Origin of the sequence: Serratia sp. 1D1416 (assembly GCF_003641105.1) — a bacterium.
Lineage (GTDB): Bacteria > Pseudomonadota > Gammaproteobacteria > Enterobacterales > Enterobacteriaceae > Serratia > Serratia ficaria.
Genome location: NZ_CP032738.1, coordinates 4,099,677 through 4,117,687, shown reverse-complemented (window position 1 = coordinate 4,117,687; position 18,011 = coordinate 4,099,677). Strand labels below are relative to the sequence as shown.

At 62.1% G+C, this 18,011-nt stretch carries 17 protein-coding genes; 10 read left to right on the top strand and 7 right to left on the bottom strand.

Going from position 1 to position 18,011, the window contains the following annotated elements; translation table 11 throughout:
- Nucleotides 1–48: 48 nt before the first annotated feature.
- From D7I37_RS19910 to D7I37_RS19885, 6 genes are all read left to right on the top strand, one after another.
- Nucleotides 49–945 (top strand): LysR family transcriptional regulator, encoded by an 897-nt coding sequence (locus D7I37_RS19910; protein WP_129544215.1) that lies wholly within the window; start codon nt 49–51, stop codon nt 943–945.
- A gap of 220 nt (nt 946–1,165) precedes the next feature.
- Nucleotides 1,166–2,470 (top strand): MmgE/PrpD family protein, encoded by a 1,305-nt coding sequence (locus tag D7I37_RS19905; RefSeq protein ID WP_061795340.1) that lies wholly within the window; start codon nt 1,166–1,168, stop codon nt 2,468–2,470.
- A 19-nt stretch (nt 2,471–2,489) separates the two neighbouring features.
- Nucleotides 2,490–3,827: an LLM class flavin-dependent oxidoreductase gene (locus D7I37_RS19900; protein ID WP_129544214.1), complete on the top strand. Its 1,338-nt coding sequence runs from the start codon at nt 2,490–2,492 to the stop codon at nt 3,825–3,827.
- An 18-nt stretch (nt 3,828–3,845) separates the two neighbouring features.
- A complete protein-coding gene (locus tag D7I37_RS19895) occupies nt 3,846–4,760 on the top strand; it encodes an ABC transporter substrate-binding protein (protein ID WP_061795342.1) in 915 nt (304 codons plus the stop codon).
- Nucleotides 4,757–5,662, top strand: a complete 906-nt coding sequence (locus D7I37_RS19890; protein WP_061795343.1) for an amino acid ABC transporter permease — start codon at nt 4,757–4,759, stop codon at nt 5,660–5,662. The genes D7I37_RS19895 and D7I37_RS19890 overlap by 4 nt, the downstream gene beginning before the upstream one ends.
- Nucleotides 5,659–6,420 (top strand): amino acid ABC transporter ATP-binding protein, encoded by a 762-nt coding sequence (locus D7I37_RS19885; RefSeq protein ID WP_061795344.1) that lies wholly within the window; start codon nt 5,659–5,661, stop codon nt 6,418–6,420. Before D7I37_RS19890 ends, D7I37_RS19885 begins: the two co-directional genes overlap by 4 nt.
- A 38-nt stretch (nt 6,421–6,458) precedes the next feature.
- On the opposite strand, the gene D7I37_RS19880 is transcribed toward D7I37_RS19885, so the two are convergent.
- Nucleotides 6,459–6,596, bottom strand: a complete 138-nt coding sequence (locus tag D7I37_RS19880) for an AcrZ family multidrug efflux pump-associated protein (RefSeq protein ID WP_073970234.1) — start codon at nt 6,594–6,596, stop codon at nt 6,459–6,461.
- 311 nt (nt 6,597–6,907) lie between these two features.
- Nucleotides 6,908–7,303, bottom strand: coding sequence for a DUF427 domain-containing protein (locus tag D7I37_RS19875; protein WP_061795345.1), 396 nt, complete (start codon nt 7,301–7,303; stop codon nt 6,908–6,910).
- A 324-nt stretch (nt 7,304–7,627) separates the two neighbouring features.
- Between D7I37_RS19875 and osmB the strand changes: the two genes are divergently transcribed.
- Both osmB and D7I37_RS19865 read left to right on the top strand, forming a co-directional pair.
- Nucleotides 7,628–7,840: an osmotically-inducible lipoprotein OsmB gene (osmB, locus tag D7I37_RS19870; RefSeq protein WP_004940700.1), complete on the top strand. Its 213-nt coding sequence runs from the start codon at nt 7,628–7,630 to the stop codon at nt 7,838–7,840.
- A 658-nt stretch (nt 7,841–8,498) separates the two neighbouring features.
- Nucleotides 8,499–9,737: a hypothetical protein gene (locus D7I37_RS19865; protein ID WP_129544213.1), complete on the top strand. Its 1,239-nt coding sequence runs from the start codon at nt 8,499–8,501 to the stop codon at nt 9,735–9,737.
- A gap of 40 nt (nt 9,738–9,777) precedes the next feature.
- Here the strand turns inward: D7I37_RS19865 and D7I37_RS19860 are convergent, their stop codons facing one another.
- Both D7I37_RS19860 and mrdA read right to left on the bottom strand, forming a co-directional pair.
- Entirely contained in the window at nt 9,778–11,496 is a 1,719-nt protein-coding gene (locus tag D7I37_RS19860) for a penicillin-binding transpeptidase domain-containing protein (protein WP_061795347.1), read from the bottom strand.
- Nucleotides 11,497–11,603: 107 nt separating this feature from the next.
- Nucleotides 11,604–13,529, bottom strand: a complete 1,926-nt coding sequence (mrdA, locus tag D7I37_RS19855; RefSeq protein WP_165283113.1) for a penicillin-binding protein 2 — start codon at nt 13,527–13,529, stop codon at nt 11,604–11,606.
- A gap of 298 nt (nt 13,530–13,827) precedes the next feature.
- Here mrdA and D7I37_RS19850 point away from each other — a divergent pair, with 298 nt between their 5' ends.
- Together D7I37_RS19850 and lpxA are read left to right on the top strand one after the other, a co-directional pair.
- On the top strand, nt 13,828–14,109 hold the full coding sequence (locus D7I37_RS19850) for a YjcB family protein (RefSeq protein WP_061795349.1): 282 nt from the start codon (nt 13,828–13,830) through the stop codon (nt 14,107–14,109).
- Between the two features lie 283 nt (nt 14,110–14,392).
- Nucleotides 14,393–15,184 (top strand): acyl-ACP--UDP-N-acetylglucosamine O-acyltransferase, encoded by a 792-nt coding sequence (gene lpxA, locus D7I37_RS19845; protein WP_061795350.1) that lies wholly within the window; start codon nt 14,393–14,395, stop codon nt 15,182–15,184.
- A gap of 10 nt (nt 15,185–15,194) precedes the next feature.
- Here lpxA and D7I37_RS19840 read toward each other — a convergent pair whose 3' ends face one another.
- From D7I37_RS19840 to ddpC, 3 genes are read right to left on the bottom strand one after another with little or no spacing between them, the layout of a single operon-like run.
- Nucleotides 15,195–16,127, bottom strand: coding sequence for an ABC transporter ATP-binding protein (locus D7I37_RS19840; RefSeq protein ID WP_061795351.1), 933 nt, complete (start codon nt 16,125–16,127; stop codon nt 15,195–15,197).
- On the bottom strand, nt 16,117–17,121 hold the full coding sequence (locus tag D7I37_RS19835; RefSeq protein WP_095097469.1) for an ABC transporter ATP-binding protein: 1,005 nt from the start codon (nt 17,119–17,121) through the stop codon (nt 16,117–16,119). Before D7I37_RS19835 ends, D7I37_RS19840 begins: the two co-directional genes overlap by 11 nt.
- Nucleotides 17,121–18,008 (bottom strand): D,D-dipeptide ABC transporter permease, encoded by an 888-nt coding sequence (ddpC, locus tag D7I37_RS19830; protein ID WP_061795381.1) that lies wholly within the window; start codon nt 18,006–18,008, stop codon nt 17,121–17,123. Before ddpC ends, D7I37_RS19835 begins: the two co-directional genes overlap by 1 nt.
- Nucleotides 18,009–18,011: the final 3 nt, after the last annotated feature.

Genomic DNA, 18,011 nt, shown 5'->3' with positions numbered 1-18,011 from the left:
TAGATTTCCCTTCATAACGGACTATGGTGTCCGCAATGAGGAAAACCGATGGATAATCTGGCCGGCGTCTCCGCCTTTGTGCAGGCCGCCGAGACGCTCAGTTTTGTGGAGGCCGGCCGCCTGCTGGGCGTTTCCGCTTCGGCTATCGGCAAAAGCATTGCCCGGCTGGAGACGCGTCTGGGCACACGGCTGTTTCACCGCAGCACCCGCAGCATGACGCTGACGGCGGAAGGCACGCTTTTCTTGCAGCGTTGCCAGCGCATTCTGGGAGAAATGGCGGCGGCGGAACAGGAACTCAGCGATGTGCGCAGTGCGCCGCGCGGCAGGCTGCGCGTCAGTTTGCCGCTGGTCGGCGGTTTGCTGAACCCGGTGCTGGCGGAGTTCACCCGGCAGTATCCGCAGGTTGAGTTGGAGGCCGATTTTTCCGATCGGCGGGTCGAGGTGATCGAGGAAGGCTTCGACGCGGTGATCCGCGTCGGCGACACCGAGGATTCCCGCCTGATGAGCCGCCAACTGGGGGTTTTCCATCTGCAATTGGTGGCGTCGCCGGACTACCTGCGGCGGGCGGGGGTCCCACGGCGGCCAGCAGACCTGTGCGGCCACGCCTGCCTGCTGTACAAGTTCCCCACCACCGGCAAGGTCGAAAGCTGGCCGGTGGAAGGCTGGGATAAACTGCTCGGCGCAGGCCTGGGCTCGCGCATGGTATGCAACACCGTCGATACGCTGATTTATCTGGCGGAACAGGGCCAGGGCATCGCCTGCCTGCCCGATTTCGCGGTGCGGCGGGCGCTGGAGCGGCAGCGGCTGCAGCCGGTGCTGGGCGACCACTGCCGACACAGCGGCAGCTTCAAAATTCTTTGGCCCTCCAGCAAACACCTGACGCCGCGCCTGCGGGCGTTTATCGACATCATGAGCGCCCGCCTTTTCCCCGCCGGATCCGGCTGAGCGCGCTAGAGCAATTTCAGCATTGCTTTGCACAAAATTAGCTAAAGCGCAGGCCGCCACGCCGGCGACCGGCTTTGGCGGCGACGCGGAACGGTGGTGATATTCCATTTTGGAATATGAAAGTCCCGTTCGTTCTTTCGGGGCGACGAAAATCGCCACACAATGCCTTTCAACCCGCAACCCTCGTGCATAACCGCATATAAAATCAGGTTTTAACCCCTTGTCATCGCCGATAACCGCCCGATTCGCTCATCAGATATTGCACAGCCGGCCGGATGAAGCCGCCCTGTCAGCCGCCCGCCGCGGCGTGAAAGACTATTTCGCCTGCGCACTGCCGATTGCCCGCGGCGCGTTGAGCGATGCCGGCCTGGCGGCGGTCGCCGCGGTGTTTCCGCCGAACGGCAGCGAGAACCGCGCGCTGCGCTATGGCTATGTCAGCCACTCGCTGGACTTCGATGATTATCATCCCGCGCTGCGCGGCCATCCGACCACCGTGGTGCTGTCCGCGCTGCTGGCGTTGAACGACAACAGTGACGATGTCACCGAATTGTTGTCCGCCTATGCCATCGGCGTGGAAGCCGCTGGCCGACTGGGGTTAGCCGCCGGCACCCAGCATTACACGCTGGGTTTTCACAGCACCGCCACGCTCGGCGCGGTAGCCGCCTGCGCCGCGGCGGCGCGTTATCTGCAGCTCGGCCAACGGCAAACGCAGATTGCGCTGGGCCTGGCGGCGACTCAGGCGGCGGGCCTGCGCAGCCAGTTCGGTTCGGCGGCCAAGCCGCTGCACGCCGGATTGGCGGCACGCAGCGCGGTCAACGCCGCCCTGCTGGCTCAGGCCGGTTTTATCGGCCAGCCGGAGGGGGTGCTGGACAGCTTGCTGAGTTCTCACGGCGACGGCCGGCAGCAGCCGGAGCTGCTGACCGCCGATTGGGGCGCGCCCTGGCGCATTCTGCAGCCGGGGCTGGAGTTCAAGCGTTATCCGACCTGCGGCGGCACCCACAGCGCGGCCGAGGCGGCGTTCGCCCTGCGCGCCCGCCTGCAGGACATGGGGCTGTCTGCCGCGGCTATCGCGCATATTCAGGTCAGCTTCCCGCCCGGCGCCGACACCGCGCCCTACATTCGCCGACCGGCCACCGGCGTGGAAGCGCGCTTCAGCCTGGAATACGTAATAGCCGACGCGCTATACCACGGCGAGGTCCCGCTGACGCACTACGGCGAACGGGAGGTTGATGAGGCCGTCGCCGCCCTGGCCGCTAACGTCGAGCGCCACGCCGATCCCGCAGCGCCGCCGGACGCGCTGGATCCGGAGCTGCGCTTCCATCGCCTGACCCTGACGCTGCAGGACGGGCGACAGTTAAGTGACGTCGTCACAAGAAAGCAAACCGCCGCCCGCCCGACGGACCTCGACGCCAAGCTGCGCGCCATTCTGCAGCTGCTGCCGGGCCTCGACGGCGAAAGCGTTATCCGCGACTGCGCCCTGGCGTCCCCCGGCGCGCTGCCGCGACTGATTGCCTTGTTAAATTAATAATAAAATAGGAATAATTATGAGTACTTCACCTTCAACACCATCGCGTCAACTTCGTCTCGGTCTGTTTGTACAGGCGCTGGGGCACCACGTCGGCGGCTGGCGCGCGGCAGGCGCCAACGGTTCGCCGACCGATATCGACTGGTTCACCTGGATCGCCCAAAAAGCCGAAGAAGGCACCTTCGACATGTTCTTCGTCGGCGACGCGCTGGCGACCAGCGTGCACCGCCTGCCCTCGACGATGTCGCGGCTGGAGCCGCTGACGCTGCTGGCGGCGCTGGCGGTCAACACCCGCCATATCGGGCTGGCGGCCACCGCCTCCACCACCTTCGATCAACCCTTCCACCTGGCGCGCGCCATGGCGTCCATCGACCATATCAGCCACGGTCGCGCCGCCTGGAACGTGGTGACCTCGTTCTCCAGCGATGCGGCGCGCAACTTCAGCCGCGACGATCTGCCTTCGCACGCCGAGCGCTACGAAGTGGCGCGGGAGTTCCTCGAAGCCAGCTGCAAGCTGTGGGACGGCTGGGAAAAAGACGCCATCGTGCGCGACAAGCAAAATGGCGTGTACGCCCTCGACGAGAAAATCCACGCCGCCAACCATAAGGGCAAGCATTTCTCGGTGCAGGGCCCGCTGAACATTTCCCGTTCGCCGCAGGGGCGCCCGGTGATCATCGAGGCCGGCTCTTCCCCGGCCGGGCAGCAGCTGGCGGCGGAAACCGCCGAGGTGGTGTTCACCGCCGCCGCCACGCTGGAAGAAGGACAGGCCTTCTACCGCAGCCAGAAACAATACGTCGCCGCCGCCGGCCGCAACCCGGATCACCTGCTGATCCTGCCGGGCGTGATGCCGATCATCGGCCGCACCAAAGCGGAAGCGCAAGAAACCTGGTATCAGCTGAATCAACTGGTGGATATCGATAACGGCATCGAGCAGCTGTCGGCGCGCTTTGGCTTCGATCTCGGCGATTACCCGCTGGACGGCCCGGTGCCGGACGTCGGCGCCACCGAAGGCGGCCAAAGCCGGGTGAAACTGCTGACCGATCTGGCGGCGCGGGAAAACCTGACGCTGCGCGAACTGGCGGCCGTCGCGGCCGGCTCTCGCGGCCACCGGGTGGTGGTGGGCACCGCCGAAGAGATCGCCGACGATTTCCAGCTGTGGCTGGAACAGCAAGGCGCGGACGGCTTCAACATCATGCCGGCGGTGTTGCCGAATCAGCTGGAGCTGTTCGTCGAGCTGGTGATCCCGGAGCTGCGCCGCCGCGGCCTGTTCCATGAGGAATATCAGCATGCCACCCTGCGTGAAAACCTGGGCCTGCCGGAACCGGCAATCAACTTCGCCAACGTAAAATCGGCTTAAGCCGCAGGGGAAACCATGATGAAAAACACCTTCAAACGCACCGCATTGTCCCTGCTGTTGGCTTCCGCCACCCTGGCGCCGTTGGCCGCCGGCCATGCCGCCGAAGGCGATGTGCCCTTCAAGGCGGCGGTGAAAGCCAGCGCCGATCCGGCGCTGCACGACAGCCTGCCCGAGGCGATCAAAAAGGCCGGCTACATCGTCGCCGGCACCAACCCGAACACCCCGCCGACCACCTTTTACCAGGCGGACAACAAAACGCTGGCCGGGCGCGAGATCGACGTGATGAGCGCGATCGCCGATCGCCTGGGCGTGGCGATCCACTGGAAGGACACCGGCGGTTTCGACAACATCATCCCGGGCCTGAAGTCCGGCCGTTACGACGTCGCGCTGGCCAACATCGACGCCAACAAGAAGCGCTTCCAGCAGGTGGACTTCGTCGGCTATTACAACGCCTCCAAGCTGGCGCTGATCGCCCGCAAAGACGCCGCGCTCGGCCCTTACACCGAGCTGGCCCAGCTGTGCGGCCAGACCGTCGGCGCCGGCGCAGGCACCTCGCAGATCACCCGCCTGCAGCAGGCCAGCGATCAATGCGTCGCCGCCGGCAAGCCGGCGATCGCCATTCCGATCTTCCCGGACCGCCCGGCCGGGGTGCAGGCGGTGATCAGCGGCCGCGTGCCGATGTTCTTCGGCCCGTATGAAGGGCTGCGCTATCAGGCCACCCACGTCAAGCCGCTGGCGCTGGCCGGCGACATCAACATCGACGGCACCACGGTGGCCATCGCCCTGCCGAAAGGCTCCGAACTGGTGAAACCGGTGCAGGCGGCGCTGAACTCGCTGATCGCCGACGGCAGCTACCAGAAAATCCTCGACGGCTGGGATATCGGCTTCGGCGCGGTGAAAACCGCCGGCATCAATGAAGAGATCGCAAAATGAGTGGGCAACACCCTGACGACGACGCGGCGCTGAGCATCGTCGGCCAGCGGCATTACGGGCGCTGGTTCAGCGCCCTGATCGTGCTGTTGATCGTCGGCCTGATCGCCAATTCAATGCTGCACAATCCGCGCTTCGAATGGTCGGTAGTGGCGGAAAACCTCACCGAGGCGTCGATTCTCAACGGCGTGGTCATGACGCTGAAGCTGACGGCGATCTCGGTGGTGTTCGGCTTCGCCGGCGGCGTGCTGCTGGCGCTGATGCGCCTGTCGGCCAATCCGGTGCTGGTGGCGGTAAGCTGGTTCTACACCTGGTTCTTCCGCGCGGTGCCGATGCTGGTGCAGCTGTTCCTGTGGTACAACATCGCCGCGCTTTATCCGCGCATCAGCCTGTGGCTGCCGTTTCTGGGCGAAGTCGCCAGCGCGCCGACCAATACCATCATCAGCACCTTCAGCGCGGCGGTGATCGCGCTGGTGATGCATCAGTCGGCCTACGCCGCAGAGATCGTGCGCGCCGGCATCCAAAGCGTCGGCAGCGGCCAGCTGGAAGCCGCCAAAGCGCTGGGCTACCGCCGCGGGCAAATCCTGTGGCGCGTGGTCCTGCCGCAGGCGATGCGCACCATTTTGCCGCCGGCGGGCAACGAGGTGATCGGGCAGCTGAAAACCACCGCGGTGGTGTCGGTGATCGCCCTGCAGGACGTGTTGTATTCGGCGCAGATCATTTATCAGCGCACCTACGAGGTGATCCCGCTGCTGCTGGTCGCCACCCTGTGGTACCTGGTGATGACCTCGATTCTGTCGATTGGCCAGTACTACGTGGAGCGCTATTTTGGCCGCGGCACGCAGGCAACGCGCAGCGGCGGGTGGTTCCGCAGCCGCAAAGCCCCTCAGGGAGGTGAACAATGAGCGCATCGATCCACATCAATCAGGTGCGGAAATCCTTTTCCGGCACCGAGGTGTTGAAAAACATCAGCCTCTCCATCCCGGCCGGTTCGGTCACGGTGATCCTCGGCCCTTCCGGCTCGGGAAAATCCACCCTGCTGCGCTGCATCAACCATCTGGAGAAGCTGGACGCCGGCACCATTCGCGTCGGGGAGCAGCTGATCGGCTACCGGCAGAAAGGCCGGCATCTGTACGAGCTGAAAGAATCCGAGGTCGCCGAGCAGCGCAAAAGCATCGGCATGGTGTTTCAGCAGTTTAATTTGTTTCCGCATCGTACCGTGCTGCAAAACGTCAGCGACGCGCCGCAGCTGGTGAAGAAGGAAAAAAAGGCGGTGGTGCAGGAGCGCGCCAAACAGCTGCTGACGCGAGTCGGGCTGGCGCACCGCATCCACGCCTGGCCGCGCGAGCTGTCCGGTGGCCAACAGCAACGCGTCGCCATCGCCCGCGCGCTGGCGATGAATCCGCAGGTGCTGCTGTTCGATGAGCCGACTTCCGCGTTGGATCCCGAACTGGTGGGCGAAGTGCTGCAGGTGATGAAGGATCTGGCGCATTCCGGCATCACCATGGTGGTGGTCACGCATGAAATCGGCTTCGCCCGCGAAGTGGCCGACCAGATTATCTTTATGGATCAGGGAAAGGTGGTTGAAACGGGCAGTGTGCAACAGGTGCTGGATGCGCCGGAGCATGAAAGGACGCGCAACTTCCTGGCGACGGTATTGTAACGGAGCGCCGGGGGGATAGCGCCCCCCGGCGTGCAAATTCAGCCGTTGTTCTTGCGGCCAATGGCGGAAAACAGGTTGAACAGTTCACCCAGGCCGTAAATCGTGCCGAGCAAAACGGCCACCATTACCGGCACCAGGATCACCACGGTCGCCAAACTCTCAATCATCTCTAACATCTTGTCTCCTGGTTTATAGGCAAAGCAAACCTGCGCCGGCAGAAAACCCGCCGACAGTCAGTGCAAATGTTGTGGGGAGCACTACAGAAACGTGAGCTACATCACACTTGATGCGAGCTAATGTAACTTACACAATTACATTAAAGCAATGCAAAAAATGCTCTGCGCAACAGGCTGATTTGAGAGGGGATTTACGGCGTAACCGCTTGTGATGCTGCGGTACAGGGGTAGCATCGCTCTACCCCGGCGGCCATATCGGCGATGCGGGTTTCCGCCAGGCCGAGCAGATTGTCAACCCGGACGGTGGCGCTTCAGTTTTCGATGCGGATTTCGTCTACCCGGTCAGGATAAAACGCCAGACGGTCTTTGATCGCCACCACCGCGTTGTAGGGCATTTCATAGCTCCAGACCGCGTTTACCGAACGCTGCCCGCCCGCCGCAATGGAAAAATAGCTGCACTCTCCCTTATACGGGCAATAGGTGGCGTATTCGGTTTTTTGCAGCAACGCCATGTTCACGTCGCCGCGCGGAATATACAGCACCGGCGGGTAGTTGGCCTCCTGCAGCGCCAGCGCGTCGCGGCTGTCGGCCAGGGTCTGGCCGGCCACGCTGACGATCACCCGCCCGGGCTGCGGAGCTATGTCGATGGGATGGTCCGGGCCGGGAATTTTCACCGGTTTGCCGGATGCCGGGGTCAGTTCAGACATCGTCGCCTCCAGGTTGGCGCCCTGCGCCTGCAGGGCATCCCCCCAGTATAGTCAACGACGCTCAGCGCGTTCGTTCACCGCTGCGCCGGCGTTAAAACAGCAATTGGCTGGCTCCTCCCAATCTTTGTCCGCGGTTTAACGGTTCATCGGCGGCTGTGCTTTTTTTGCCCATTACGCCAATGGCTAAAAATAAGGCATCACAAAATTAAGAATTTTTACCTGTTCTATTTTCTTGCGGAGGAATACATTCATCTCAACTTCTACCGACGGATTAATTGAAAGGTTTTTTTAACCGTTAATCGGTCAATTTATCAGGAAAACTCTATGAACATTAAACGTGCCGCCGGCGTGTTGGTTGTCGTAATGGCAACGCTTTCCGTAACCGCATGTGGACATATGTCCAACCGCGATCGCAATACCGCCATCGGCGCCGGCGTGGGCGCAGTGGGCGGCGCCGTTCTGACCGACGGCAGCACCCTGGGCACCCTGGGTGGCGCGGCGTTGGGCGGCATCATCGGCCACCAGACCAGCCGTTAATTCCACCGTTAAAATAAAGCCGCAGGCCGGTTATTCTTTGCTTGAAAAAGAATCGGCCTGCGGTTTATTTAGTCGACCGCACCCTATTCCCCACCCGCTATTAACACGCATACCGCTTATTTTATTTTCACTTTTAATATACGCATAAAAAAGCATCAGGCGTTTTCGAAGCCTGAAGGTTGTCTCGTGCAAGGTCAGTCTTTTTTTAGCACCGCCGCCAGCAACGACGTGAAAACGGCCCCTGCCCGCGTGCTGCTCTTCCCGTTTAATGTCCTTAAAGCGCGCCAACGCGGCGGCTGCGCTACTGGCCTGTTCCCGATGCCCACTCGCCAGCAGGCGCGCTTATGCGGCTCAAATTCGGTTGCGGCACCTACTTTTTATCATTTTTAATCCGCCGCCGAGAGGCCGCGCAATGCCGTAATCTCGCCACGCATTTCTTATCTTTATTTCTTGACTTGCATTATGTCGGGATTATAGTTTTTACATTAAAAAGAAACAATGTTTCATATTTGAAACCGGCGGTGATTAAGATAATAAACACTTAAGACAAACTTGTCTCACAGATAAAACAAAGCTGACTTCGCCCCTATTATCATTAGGGTGGGACCGGTACGTCACAAAGAAACCATTAAATAGTCAAATTATTCAGGGGAAAGCCATGCGCAAAATAGTTCTCGCAATTTGTCTAGCTTCACCAATAAGTTACGCCGGCAGCGCCGTTTCGCCGCCGGAACGGGAAAATACCTCCGCTCCCGCCGTTAAAAACAAATCGCCCTTCCCCCATCTGCATTGGCAAAGCGCCGACAATAAGAAAAACCTGGATATCGGCGGCGCATTGCGCGCCAATTATCGTTATGAAGACTGGGGCAGCAGTAATTATCGCCACCCGCCGCATTTGCGCTTTGACGCCTTTCGCATCGATACCAGCGCCAATTATAACGACGCCTTTTTCGATTCCGGGTTCTGGTTCCAGGACCGGAGAAAATACGCCATCGACCGCGCCTATGTCGGCTATCGCCTGACCGGCAATTCGGCTATCCAGCTCGGCGCGCCGTTCAAGCCTTTCGGCCTGATGCCCTATCCGCAGTTCGGCTGGTCCTACGGCATTCCGTTTTATCTCGGCTTCGGCGTCAATACCGGGCTGGGCGCCAGCTACCAATACCACGACCGTAACTGGACGCTCGACGCGGCCTATTTTCCGCGCATGATGCCGGCGGACGTGCGCTATGCGCCGGAGGTGGGCAATTACGACGATCTTAAAAACACCCAATACGGCTCGCAGCATCTGCAAGCCAACGAGAAGCGCGATCAGGTCAACCTGCGCCTGACGCGCGCCTTCCAATCGGGCGACTGGCGCAACGAAGTCGGCGGTTCGCTGGCGGCTTCCCGTCTTTACAATCATGCCACCGATGATAACGGCAGCTTTTGGGCGGCGGGCCTGCACGCGCTGGTGAACAACGATCCCTGGCATCTGTCCAGCCAGCTCATTCGCTATTCCTACCGCGCCAAAGGCCCCGCCGGGGCAGACAACGCGACGATCCTGATGGGCGGCAACGGCCTGACCCCGGCCTATTTGATCCCGGCGCAGGCCACCACCGCGTCGATAAACCTGGCGCGCGACGTCGAGGTGCCCTGGGGAGCGGTTAAAAAGCTGCGCTTTTATAATGACTACAGCGTGCTGTGGAAAGATAAAGACGGCGGGTCGGACTCGAAAATGAACACCCTCGGGGTGCAGATATTCGCCATGCCGGTGATGATCTGGGTGGATTTGACCTGGGCGCAAAACGCCAACCCCTGGGGCGGCGCGGAAAACGCTACCGGCTGGACCCGCGCCCAATCGCCGGGCAGCGATAAATGGTATTTCCGTTCCAACGTGAATATCGGCTATTACTTCTGATGTGGCCGCCGGAAGCCCCTCCGCCGAGGGGCTTCCAGGGTTACCCCTTGACCTGCGACACCACGTTCAACGGTTGGGCGTCCGGCAGGATGTTCATGTGCTCCAGCACCTGCGCCATGATCTTGCCGAACACCGGGCCGGCCACCGAGCCGCCGAAGTGCTTGCCGGCTTTCGGGTTGTTGACCATCACCACCAGCGCCACCTGCGGATCGCTGGCCGGCGCCACGCCGGCGGTGTAGTTGATGTAGCCGCCGTCATATTTGCCGTTGGCGCCCATTTTCTCGGCGGTGCCGGTTTTGATCGCCAGCCGGTAACCCGGCACCGCCGCGCTCACCCCGCTGCCGCCCGGCAAGGCGTCGCTCTCCATCATGTGCACGACGGTTTTGACCGTGTCGGCCGGCAGAATGCGCTGCCCCATCACCGGCGGCGTCACCTTGGTGATCGACAGCGGGCGGTAAACGCCATAAGAACCGATGGCGGCGTATTCGCGCGCCATCTGCAGCGGCGTTACGCGCAGCCCGTAGCCGAAGGAAAAGGTCGCGCGTTCGATATCGGCCCAGCGTTCGCGGTGCTGCGGCAAATAGCCGCTGCTCTCGTTGCCGATGCCCAGATCGGTCGGCCGGCCCAGGCCGAAGCTCTTGTACACCGTCGGCAGCACCGTGGCCGGCAGCGCCAGCGCGATATGCGACACCGCGATGTCACTGGATTTTTGCAGTACGCCGGTAATGGTCAGCTTCGACCAATGGCCCACGTCCTTGATCAGGTGGCCATTCACCCGGTACGGCGTGGTGTCCAGCACGGTGTCGGGCTTGATCAGCTTGTGCTCCAGGCCGACCATCACCACCACCGGTTTCACCGTTGAGCCGGGTTCAAAACTGTCGCTGCTGCAGACGTTGCGGATGTCCTTCGCCGGCGTATTGGCGTAGTTGTTGGGATTAAACGACGGATAGCTGGCCATGCCGAGGACCTCGCCGGTATTGACCTTCACCAGCACCGCACAGCCGGAGTCCGCCTGGTTGGCGATCACCCCGTCGCGGATCTGCGCAAACAGCACGTACTGAATAAACTTGTCGATGCTCAGCGTCACGTTCGGCGGCGGCACCGGATCCACGTTCTTCAGCACCCCGATCACCGCGCCGCTGCCGTCTTTCTGATAGACCCGCAGGCCGTTCTTGCCCTGCAGCAGATGGTTAAAGCCCAGCTCGATGCCTTCCAGCCCCTGGTTGTCCTGGCCGACGATGCCGATCAGCCCGGCGGCGTCCTGGCCCATCGGGTAAAAGCGGCTGAAGTCCTGTTCGGTGCTGACGCCGGTCAGATGCAGCTTGCTGATGTAGGCGGCGTTGTCGTCCTCCACCTTGCGCGCCAGATAGACGAAGCGTTTGCGGGCATTGTTCTGAATGATCTTCTGCACGTCCGCCAGCGGCATCTTCAGCACGTTGGCCAGGCTCTGCCAGCGTTCGTCGCCGGTGTCGGTGCGGGTGTCGATAATGTGCTTCGGATCCAGCACGATGTCGCGGGAAGAAACGCTGACCGCCAGCGCCTCATCGTTGCGATCGGTGATCATGCCGCGGTTGGTCGGCAGCACCTGGGTGCGGATCGAGCGCTGGTCCGCCTGGTCGGCCAGCTGTTGGTGCTCCAGCAGCTGCAAATAGCCGACCCTGAACGCCAGCAAAAAGAAGCAGACCAGCATGCCGGCGCAAATCCAGCCGAAACGTAATGTGGAGTAGTTTTTACCGCTCTTTTTAGTCGATGGCGCCACTGTTGTGTTAACCCTGCGTTTTTATTCGGTTTATGGTGTTATTTCAGTCTACCCTGACGGAAATATTCAGAAGATTGCAGTTTGTAAGAAAGTAAAACCAATGCCGTTTAGCCCTGCACGTCCGCACTGTCGTTTAACTGCGGTTTAACTTGCGCCGGGTTACCGGGCTGCGGCGCATTGGCCGGGTCGAAAATATGATCGAGGATCGCCCGCGCGGTCGGCCCCGCCACCACGCCCTCGCCGCCGCCGTTTTCCAGAATCAGCGCCATCGCCACCCGCGGCTGGTCATACGGCGCGAACAGCGTATAGAAAATATGGTCGCGCAGGCGCACCGGGATCATTTTGGCGTTGTAGGTCTGGTTCTCCTTCAGGCTGAAGACCTGCGAAGTGCCGGACTTGGCGGCGATGTGATACGGCGCGGTATGGAACAGCTTATAGCCGGTGCCGTTCGGCAGGTTGGCCATGCCGTACATGCCGTTGCGCACGATGCCCCAGTACGGCGATTTGGCGTCGCCGATCTGCGCCTCTCGCGCCGGCGGCTGATAGCGGCTGACCAGATTGCCCCGCTGCATGGAATACAGCAGGTGCGGCGTTTTGACCCGCCCGTCGTTGATCAGCGTGGTCAGCGCCTTGACCATCTGGATCGGCGTAGCGACCCAGTAGCCCTGCCCAATGCCCACCGACACGGTGTCGCCCTGATACCAGGGTTTTTTATGCACTTTCTGCTTCCAGTCGCGGCTGGGCAGCACGCCGCGGTACTCTTCATGCAGATCGATGCCGGTCAGTTGGCCGTAGCCGAACCGGCTCAGCCAGCTGTGGATGCGGTCGATGCCCATTTCGAACGCCACCTGGTAAAAGAAGGTGTCGGCCGATTCTTCGATGGCCTTGGTCACGTTCAACATGCCGTGGCCGGTCTTCAGCCAGTCGCGATAGCGCCGCTGGGTGCCGGGCAGCGTCCAGGTCGGCGCGCCGAAGAAGGTGGTGTTGGGGGTGATCACGCCGGCGAACAGCGCCGATGTGGCCATGTAAGGCTTCACCGTCGAAGCCGGCGGGTACAGCCCCTGGGTGGCGCGGTTGATCAATGGCAGGTTCGGGTTGCTCAGCAGCGATTTGTAGGCCTTATAGCTGATGCCCTTAACGAAAGGATTGGGGTCATAGCTGGGGCTGGACACCATCGCCAGAATGCCGCCGTCGCGCGGGTCTTCCACCACTACCGCCGCGCGCTGGCCCTTCAGCACCGATTCGATGTACTGCTGCAAATGCAGATCCAGCGTCAGGTAAATGTTTTTGCCGGCCTGCGGCGGCTGCTCCTTCAGCAGGCGGATCACCCGCCCGTGGTTATCCACCTCCACCTCCTGATAACCGGTGGTGCCGTGCAGCTCGGACTCGTAATAACCTTCGATGCCCTGCTTGCCGATATTGTGATCGGCGGCGTAGTTTTCGCTCAGCCCCGCCTTATCCAGCCGCTTCAGGTCGCCGTCGTTGATTTTGGAAACATAGCCCACCACGTGCGCCAGCTGCGCGCCGTATGGATATTCGCGCTGCTGATAGGTATCGATGGCGACCCCGTCAAAACGGTACTGATTGACGGCGAAACGCGCCACTTCGGTGTCGTTCAGCCCGGCTTTCAGCGTCACCGGCTTATAGCGGCTGTTGTGGTGCATCTCGTCGCGAAAGGCGCTGATGTCCTCCGGCGTCAGATCGACGATCGGGGTTAATGCCTGCAGCAATGCGGCCATGTCGTCGATTTTGCTCGGGGTCACTTCGATCTGGTACAGGGTGATGTTGCGCACCAGCGGAATGCCGTTGCGATCGAAAATCAGCCCGCGGCTGGGGGCGATCGGCAGCATTTTGATGTCGTTCTGGTTAGAGCGCGTTTGGTAGAAGGCATGCTGCTTAACCTGCAGCCGATACAGGTTAACGATCAGCGCGCCGAAGCAGAAAATCACCAACGCCAGCGCGATGCCGGCCCGGCGGATAAACAGCATTTCTTCGGCGGAATGGTCGCGAATTTTTTCTTTTAATAGGGCCATGCGGTGCCGGATACCTTCTTGCGTCACATTTTCCCTGCTAAATCAGGGAAGTGAAAAGCCGGCAAGCATAGCGTTATTGGTTCGGCCCCCCCATTAAAAGGTTGCTAATGAAATGGCATAAATGTTTCAGCATGTTGGAATGTTACCGATGGCCGATTTTTAGCCGGTTCAGGCATTGAGCGGGCCTTTATTCCGGTGCTACAATGTGACGCAGATCACACCAAACCCACTTATTGCTCCGCATTCACCTACCGGCGCCCTGCCGGAATGCGGCTTTTGTTACCAAGGATCGAGTTCGATGAGTACCATTGCCACCGGTTTTATCATGATGCGCTGGGAGTTGCTGAGCGCCGTCATGATGTTCATTGCCAGCCAGTTAAACGTCGTTTGCCGCAAAGCCAGCCGCAACGGCATGGCGTTCATGTTCAGCAGCCTCGGGCTGTTCACCACCTTCTGGTTCGTGATGGGGCTGATGGGCATCAGCTTCAGCCTGGAAGCCTTTACCCAGTTCTGGTCCAACGCCTGGGACATGTACGTGGAAGTGGTCAGCAATACCCCGACCGACTGGCCGATGCCTTAACGAACGCTCAGACCGGCGGCCGGCTTTCATGCCTGGCCTGTCGCCGGACATTGTCTGTCGCTCATCACATCCCATTATTCCCGAATGGTTCAGTAAATAAATAAAATATAACCTGATGGTCTGAGCGCTGTCGGGGAGTATGCTGACGCCATGTAACGGCATAAGGCCAATCGGCCTGCTCCGCTCTTTCCGTTTTTATCCTCATTAATCCAGGATCCGGCTTAATAACCCACCGATGACAGGCTGGCTGATGGATACGCCCAGCGCCCCATCAGGAAATATCATGATTTCTCCTTCTGCCCGCATCGCCGCCAACAGCGTGATCGAACCGGGCGTGATTATCGGCCCCGGCGTCAGCATCGGCCCCTTTTGCGTGATTTCCGCCGGCGTGGAGATTGGCGCAGGTACGGCGATAGCCTCCCATGTGGTGATCAATGGGCGAACGCGCATCGGCCGCGACAACGTCATTGGGCAATTCTCCTCGATCGGTGAAATGAATCAGGATCTGAAACCGACCGATGACGATGTTTCGCTGATCCTCGGCGACCGCAATCGCATCGGCAGCCGCGCCACGCTGCATCGCGGCAGCCCGCAGGGCGCCCGATGCACCGCCCTCGGCAATGACAATTTGTTGCTGGATAATGTGCACATCGCCCATGATTGCCGGGTCGGCGACCGCACCCGCATCGGCAACAACAGCGGCCTGGCCGGGCACGTAACGCTGGGCGATGCGGCCTGGATCGGCGCACTGTGCGGGGTGCATCAGTTTTGCGTTATCGGCCCGCACGCGCGGTTGGCCGACGGCGCCTTTCTGGTGCAGGACCTGCCGCCGTTTATCGATGGCGGCGGCGGCGGCCACGCCAGGCCGCAGGGAGTACATCAGCTGGCGCCGGCATTTCAAACCGCCGACGCGCAACAGCAACGGGTGATCCTCAGCCTGTACGATATGCTCTACCAGCGCTCGATGGCGCTGGAAGACGTCAGGGAGCAGGTCGCCAGGCTCAGCGTGGAATACCCGTTGCTGCGCCTGTTCGCCGCGTTCTTTTCCCAATCGACTCGCGGCGTGATCCGTTGAAAACGGCGCATTACGCCTTATGGCAGCGCACCGCCGCCCCGCTCGGGCTGGCCCGCAGCGCCTGCGGCCGTTCGCAGCCTTCGCCGGCATAGGGGCAGCGCTCGCGGAAATAGCAGCCGGTCGGCAGTTGACGATTGCCCGGCAACTCTCCCTTGCGGTCTTCGATGGCGCTGTCGCTCAACGCCCGCCCGGCGCGCGGCACCGAATCCAGCAGCAGCCGGGTATAGGGATGCTGCGGCCGGCGCAGCACCTGCTCGCTGCGCCCCAACTCCACGATTTGCCCCAGGTACATCACCGCCACCCGGTCGCTCATGTGCCGCACCACCGCCACGTTGTGCGAGATCAGCACGTAGGTCAGGTTGCGCTGCCGCTGCAGCTCGACCAACAGGTTGAGGATCTGCGCCTGTACCGAGATATCCAGCGCCGAGGTCGGCTCATCCAGCACGATGATGTCCGGCGCCGAAGACAGCGCGCGGGCTATGGAGATACGCTGCCGTTGCCCGCCGGAAAACTCGTGCGGCAGCCGGTCGAGGGTTTCCGGCCGCAGCCCCACCTGCCGCGCCAGCTCAGCCGCCAACGCCTTGCGCTGCGCCGCGCCGCTGCGTTGCCGCACGTAGACCGGCTCGGTGATGATGCGCCACACCGGCAGGCGCGGATCGAGCGACGACTGCGGATCCTGAAACACCATCTGCATGCCGCCGCCGCTGGCGCGATCGTGCAGCAGTTCGCCGCTGCTCGGCTTCAACAGCCCGATCAACAGCTGCGCCAGCGTGCTTTTGCCGCAGCCGGACTCGCCGACGATGCCCAGCGTTTCGCCGCGCATAATGTTCAGATCCAGCCCGTTGAGCGCATGCACATACTCGGTCGGCTTGCCGCGCCAGTTGTAGCCGGCGGGAAAACGCAGCCGCACGTCGCGCAGTTCCAACAGCGGTTCAATATTCATTGCGCACCTCCAGACTGACCCGTTGCGGATGCCAGCAGGCCGCGCGCCGTTGCGCATCCTCAGCCAGCGGCGTTAACGCCGGGGTTTGCCGACAGCGTTCGTCGGCGTGGCGACAGCGGTTGCTGAAGGCGCAGCCCGGCGGCAGCGCGCTCAGGTTGGGCACCGTGCCCGGAATGGCCTGCAGCATGCCGCGCGGTTCGGCGCGCTCCGGCGCCGCCTGCAGCAGCCCGATCGAATACGGGTGGGCCGGATGGTTGATCACCGCCGCGGTCTCGCCGCTCTCGATCACGTGCCCGGCGTACATCACGTACAGCCGGTCGCACAGCTGCGACACCACCGCCATGTCGTGAGTGATGAACAACACCGCCGTGCCGCTGGCGCGCGCCTTCTGCTGCAACAGCCGCAGCACCTGACGCTGCACCGTGACGTCCAGCGCGGTGGTGGGCTCATCGGCGATGATCAGCTCCGGTTCGCAGGAAAACGCCATGGCGATCAACACCCGCTGGCGCATGCCGCCGGACAGTTCGAACGGATAACGCTCCATCACCCGTTCGGCGTCGGCGATCTGCATCTCGCGCAACAGCTGGATAGCCTTGTCGCGCGCCGCGCGCGCCGGCAGCCGCTGATGCAGGCGGATCACCTCGCACATCTGGCGGCCGATTTTGCGGGTGGGATTCAGCGCGCTCATCGGCTCCTGAAAAATCATCGACGCCCGCGCGCCGCGCAGTCGGCGCATCTGGCGTTCGCTGGCGTTGAGCACGTCGACGCCCAGCAGCTGCACCGCGCCGCCGGTCACCCGATACCCCTCTTCGGCCAGCAGCCGCAGGGTCATCATCGCCGTCACCGACTTGCCCGAACCGGATTCGCCCACCACGCCGACGATTTCACCGGCGTTGACCTGCAGCGAAACGCGATTCAGCGCCCGGACGCTGCCGCCGTAGACCGGAAACTCCAGCTGCAGTTCGTTGATTGACAGTATCGTTGCGTCGTTCATCAGCGCCCCCGGGTTTTAGGATCCAGCAGGTCGCGCAGACCGTCGCCGAACAGGTTGAAGCCGGTGGCGGTGATCAGGATCGCCGTGCCGGGAAAGGCCGAATACCACCACTGGTCCAGCACATAGTTGCGGCCGTTGGCCACCATGGCGCCCCACTCGGCGGTCGGCTGCTGAGCGCCGAGGCCGATGAAGCCCAGCGTGGCCGCCATCAGGATGGCGGTGCCGATATCCAGCGACGCCTGCACCACCAGCGGCGGCATGACGTTGCGCAGCACGTGCCAGGCGATCAGATGCCGGCGCGAAGCGCCAAAGGTGCGCGCCGCCTGCATATAGGCCTGATGCCGCAGCGTCAGCGTTTGCCCGCGCGCCAGCCGCACGTAAAAGGGGATGCGCACCACCGCGATCGCCAGCATGGCGTTGAACAGGCTGGGCCCGAGCGCCGCCGCCAGCGCCATGGTCAGCACCAGCGACGGCACCGACAGCATGATGTCCATGCAGCGCATGATCAGCGCATCCACCGCGCCGCCCATCACGCCGGAAAAACAGCCGAGCAGCGAGCCGATGCCGCCCGCCAGCACCACCACCGCCAGCCCGGCGGCCACCGATTGGCGGCTGCCGACCAGCACCCGGCTAAACAGATCGCGGCCCACTTCGTCGGTACCGAACCAGTGCTCGGCGGAAGGCGGCAGCAGCCGGGCGGCCAGGTCGATGGCGTCCGGGTTGTGCGGCGCCAGCCACGGAGAAAACAGCATCAGGAACAGCACCGCCGTCATGATCGCCGCGCCCAACAGCGTCAGCGGGCTGCGGCGCACCCGGTACCAGCCGCGGCGCATGCCGCCAAAGCGCGGCGCGGTTTCCGCCGCCAGCGGCCGTTCGATTTGAGACATGGT

Coding starts and splice junctions, on each gene's coding strand:
- osmB (WP_004940700.1), top strand. CDS start 7,628: ATGAACATTAAACGTGCCGCCGGCGTGTTGGTTGTCGTAATGGCAACG.
- D7I37_RS19865 (WP_129544213.1), top strand. CDS start 8,499: ATGCGCAAAATAGTTCTCGCAATTTGTCTAGCTTCACCAATAAGTTAC.
- D7I37_RS19885 (WP_061795344.1), top strand. CDS start 5,659: ATGAGCGCATCGATCCACATCAATCAGGTGCGGAAATCCTTTTCCGGC.
- D7I37_RS19895 (WP_061795342.1), top strand. CDS start 3,846: ATGAAAAACACCTTCAAACGCACCGCATTGTCCCTGCTGTTGGCTTCC.
- D7I37_RS19840 (WP_061795351.1), bottom strand. CDS start 16,127: ATGAATATTGAACCGCTGTTGGAACTGCGCGACGTGCGGCTGCGTTTT.
- mrdA (WP_165283113.1), bottom strand. CDS start 13,529: ATGGCCCTATTAAAAGAAAAAATTCGCGACCATTCCGCCGAAGAAATG.
- D7I37_RS19910 (WP_129544215.1), top strand. CDS start 49: ATGGATAATCTGGCCGGCGTCTCCGCCTTTGTGCAGGCCGCCGAGACG.
- lpxA (WP_061795350.1), top strand. CDS start 14,393: ATGATTTCTCCTTCTGCCCGCATCGCCGCCAACAGCGTGATCGAACCG.
- D7I37_RS19835 (WP_095097469.1), bottom strand. CDS start 17,121: ATGAACGACGCAACGATACTGTCAATCAACGAACTGCAGCTGGAGTTT.
- D7I37_RS19890 (WP_061795343.1), top strand. CDS start 4,757: ATGAGTGGGCAACACCCTGACGACGACGCGGCGCTGAGCATCGTCGGC.
- D7I37_RS19900 (WP_129544214.1), top strand. CDS start 2,490: ATGAGTACTTCACCTTCAACACCATCGCGTCAACTTCGTCTCGGTCTG.
- D7I37_RS19880 (WP_073970234.1), bottom strand. CDS start 6,596: ATGTTAGAGATGATTGAGAGTTTGGCGACCGTGGTGATCCTGGTGCCG.
- ddpC (WP_061795381.1), bottom strand. CDS start 18,008: ATGTCTCAAATCGAACGGCCGCTGGCGGCGGAAACCGCGCCGCGCTTT.
- D7I37_RS19875 (WP_061795345.1), bottom strand. CDS start 7,303: ATGTCTGAACTGACCCCGGCATCCGGCAAACCGGTGAAAATTCCCGGC.
- D7I37_RS19850 (WP_061795349.1), top strand. CDS start 13,828: ATGAGTACCATTGCCACCGGTTTTATCATGATGCGCTGGGAGTTGCTG.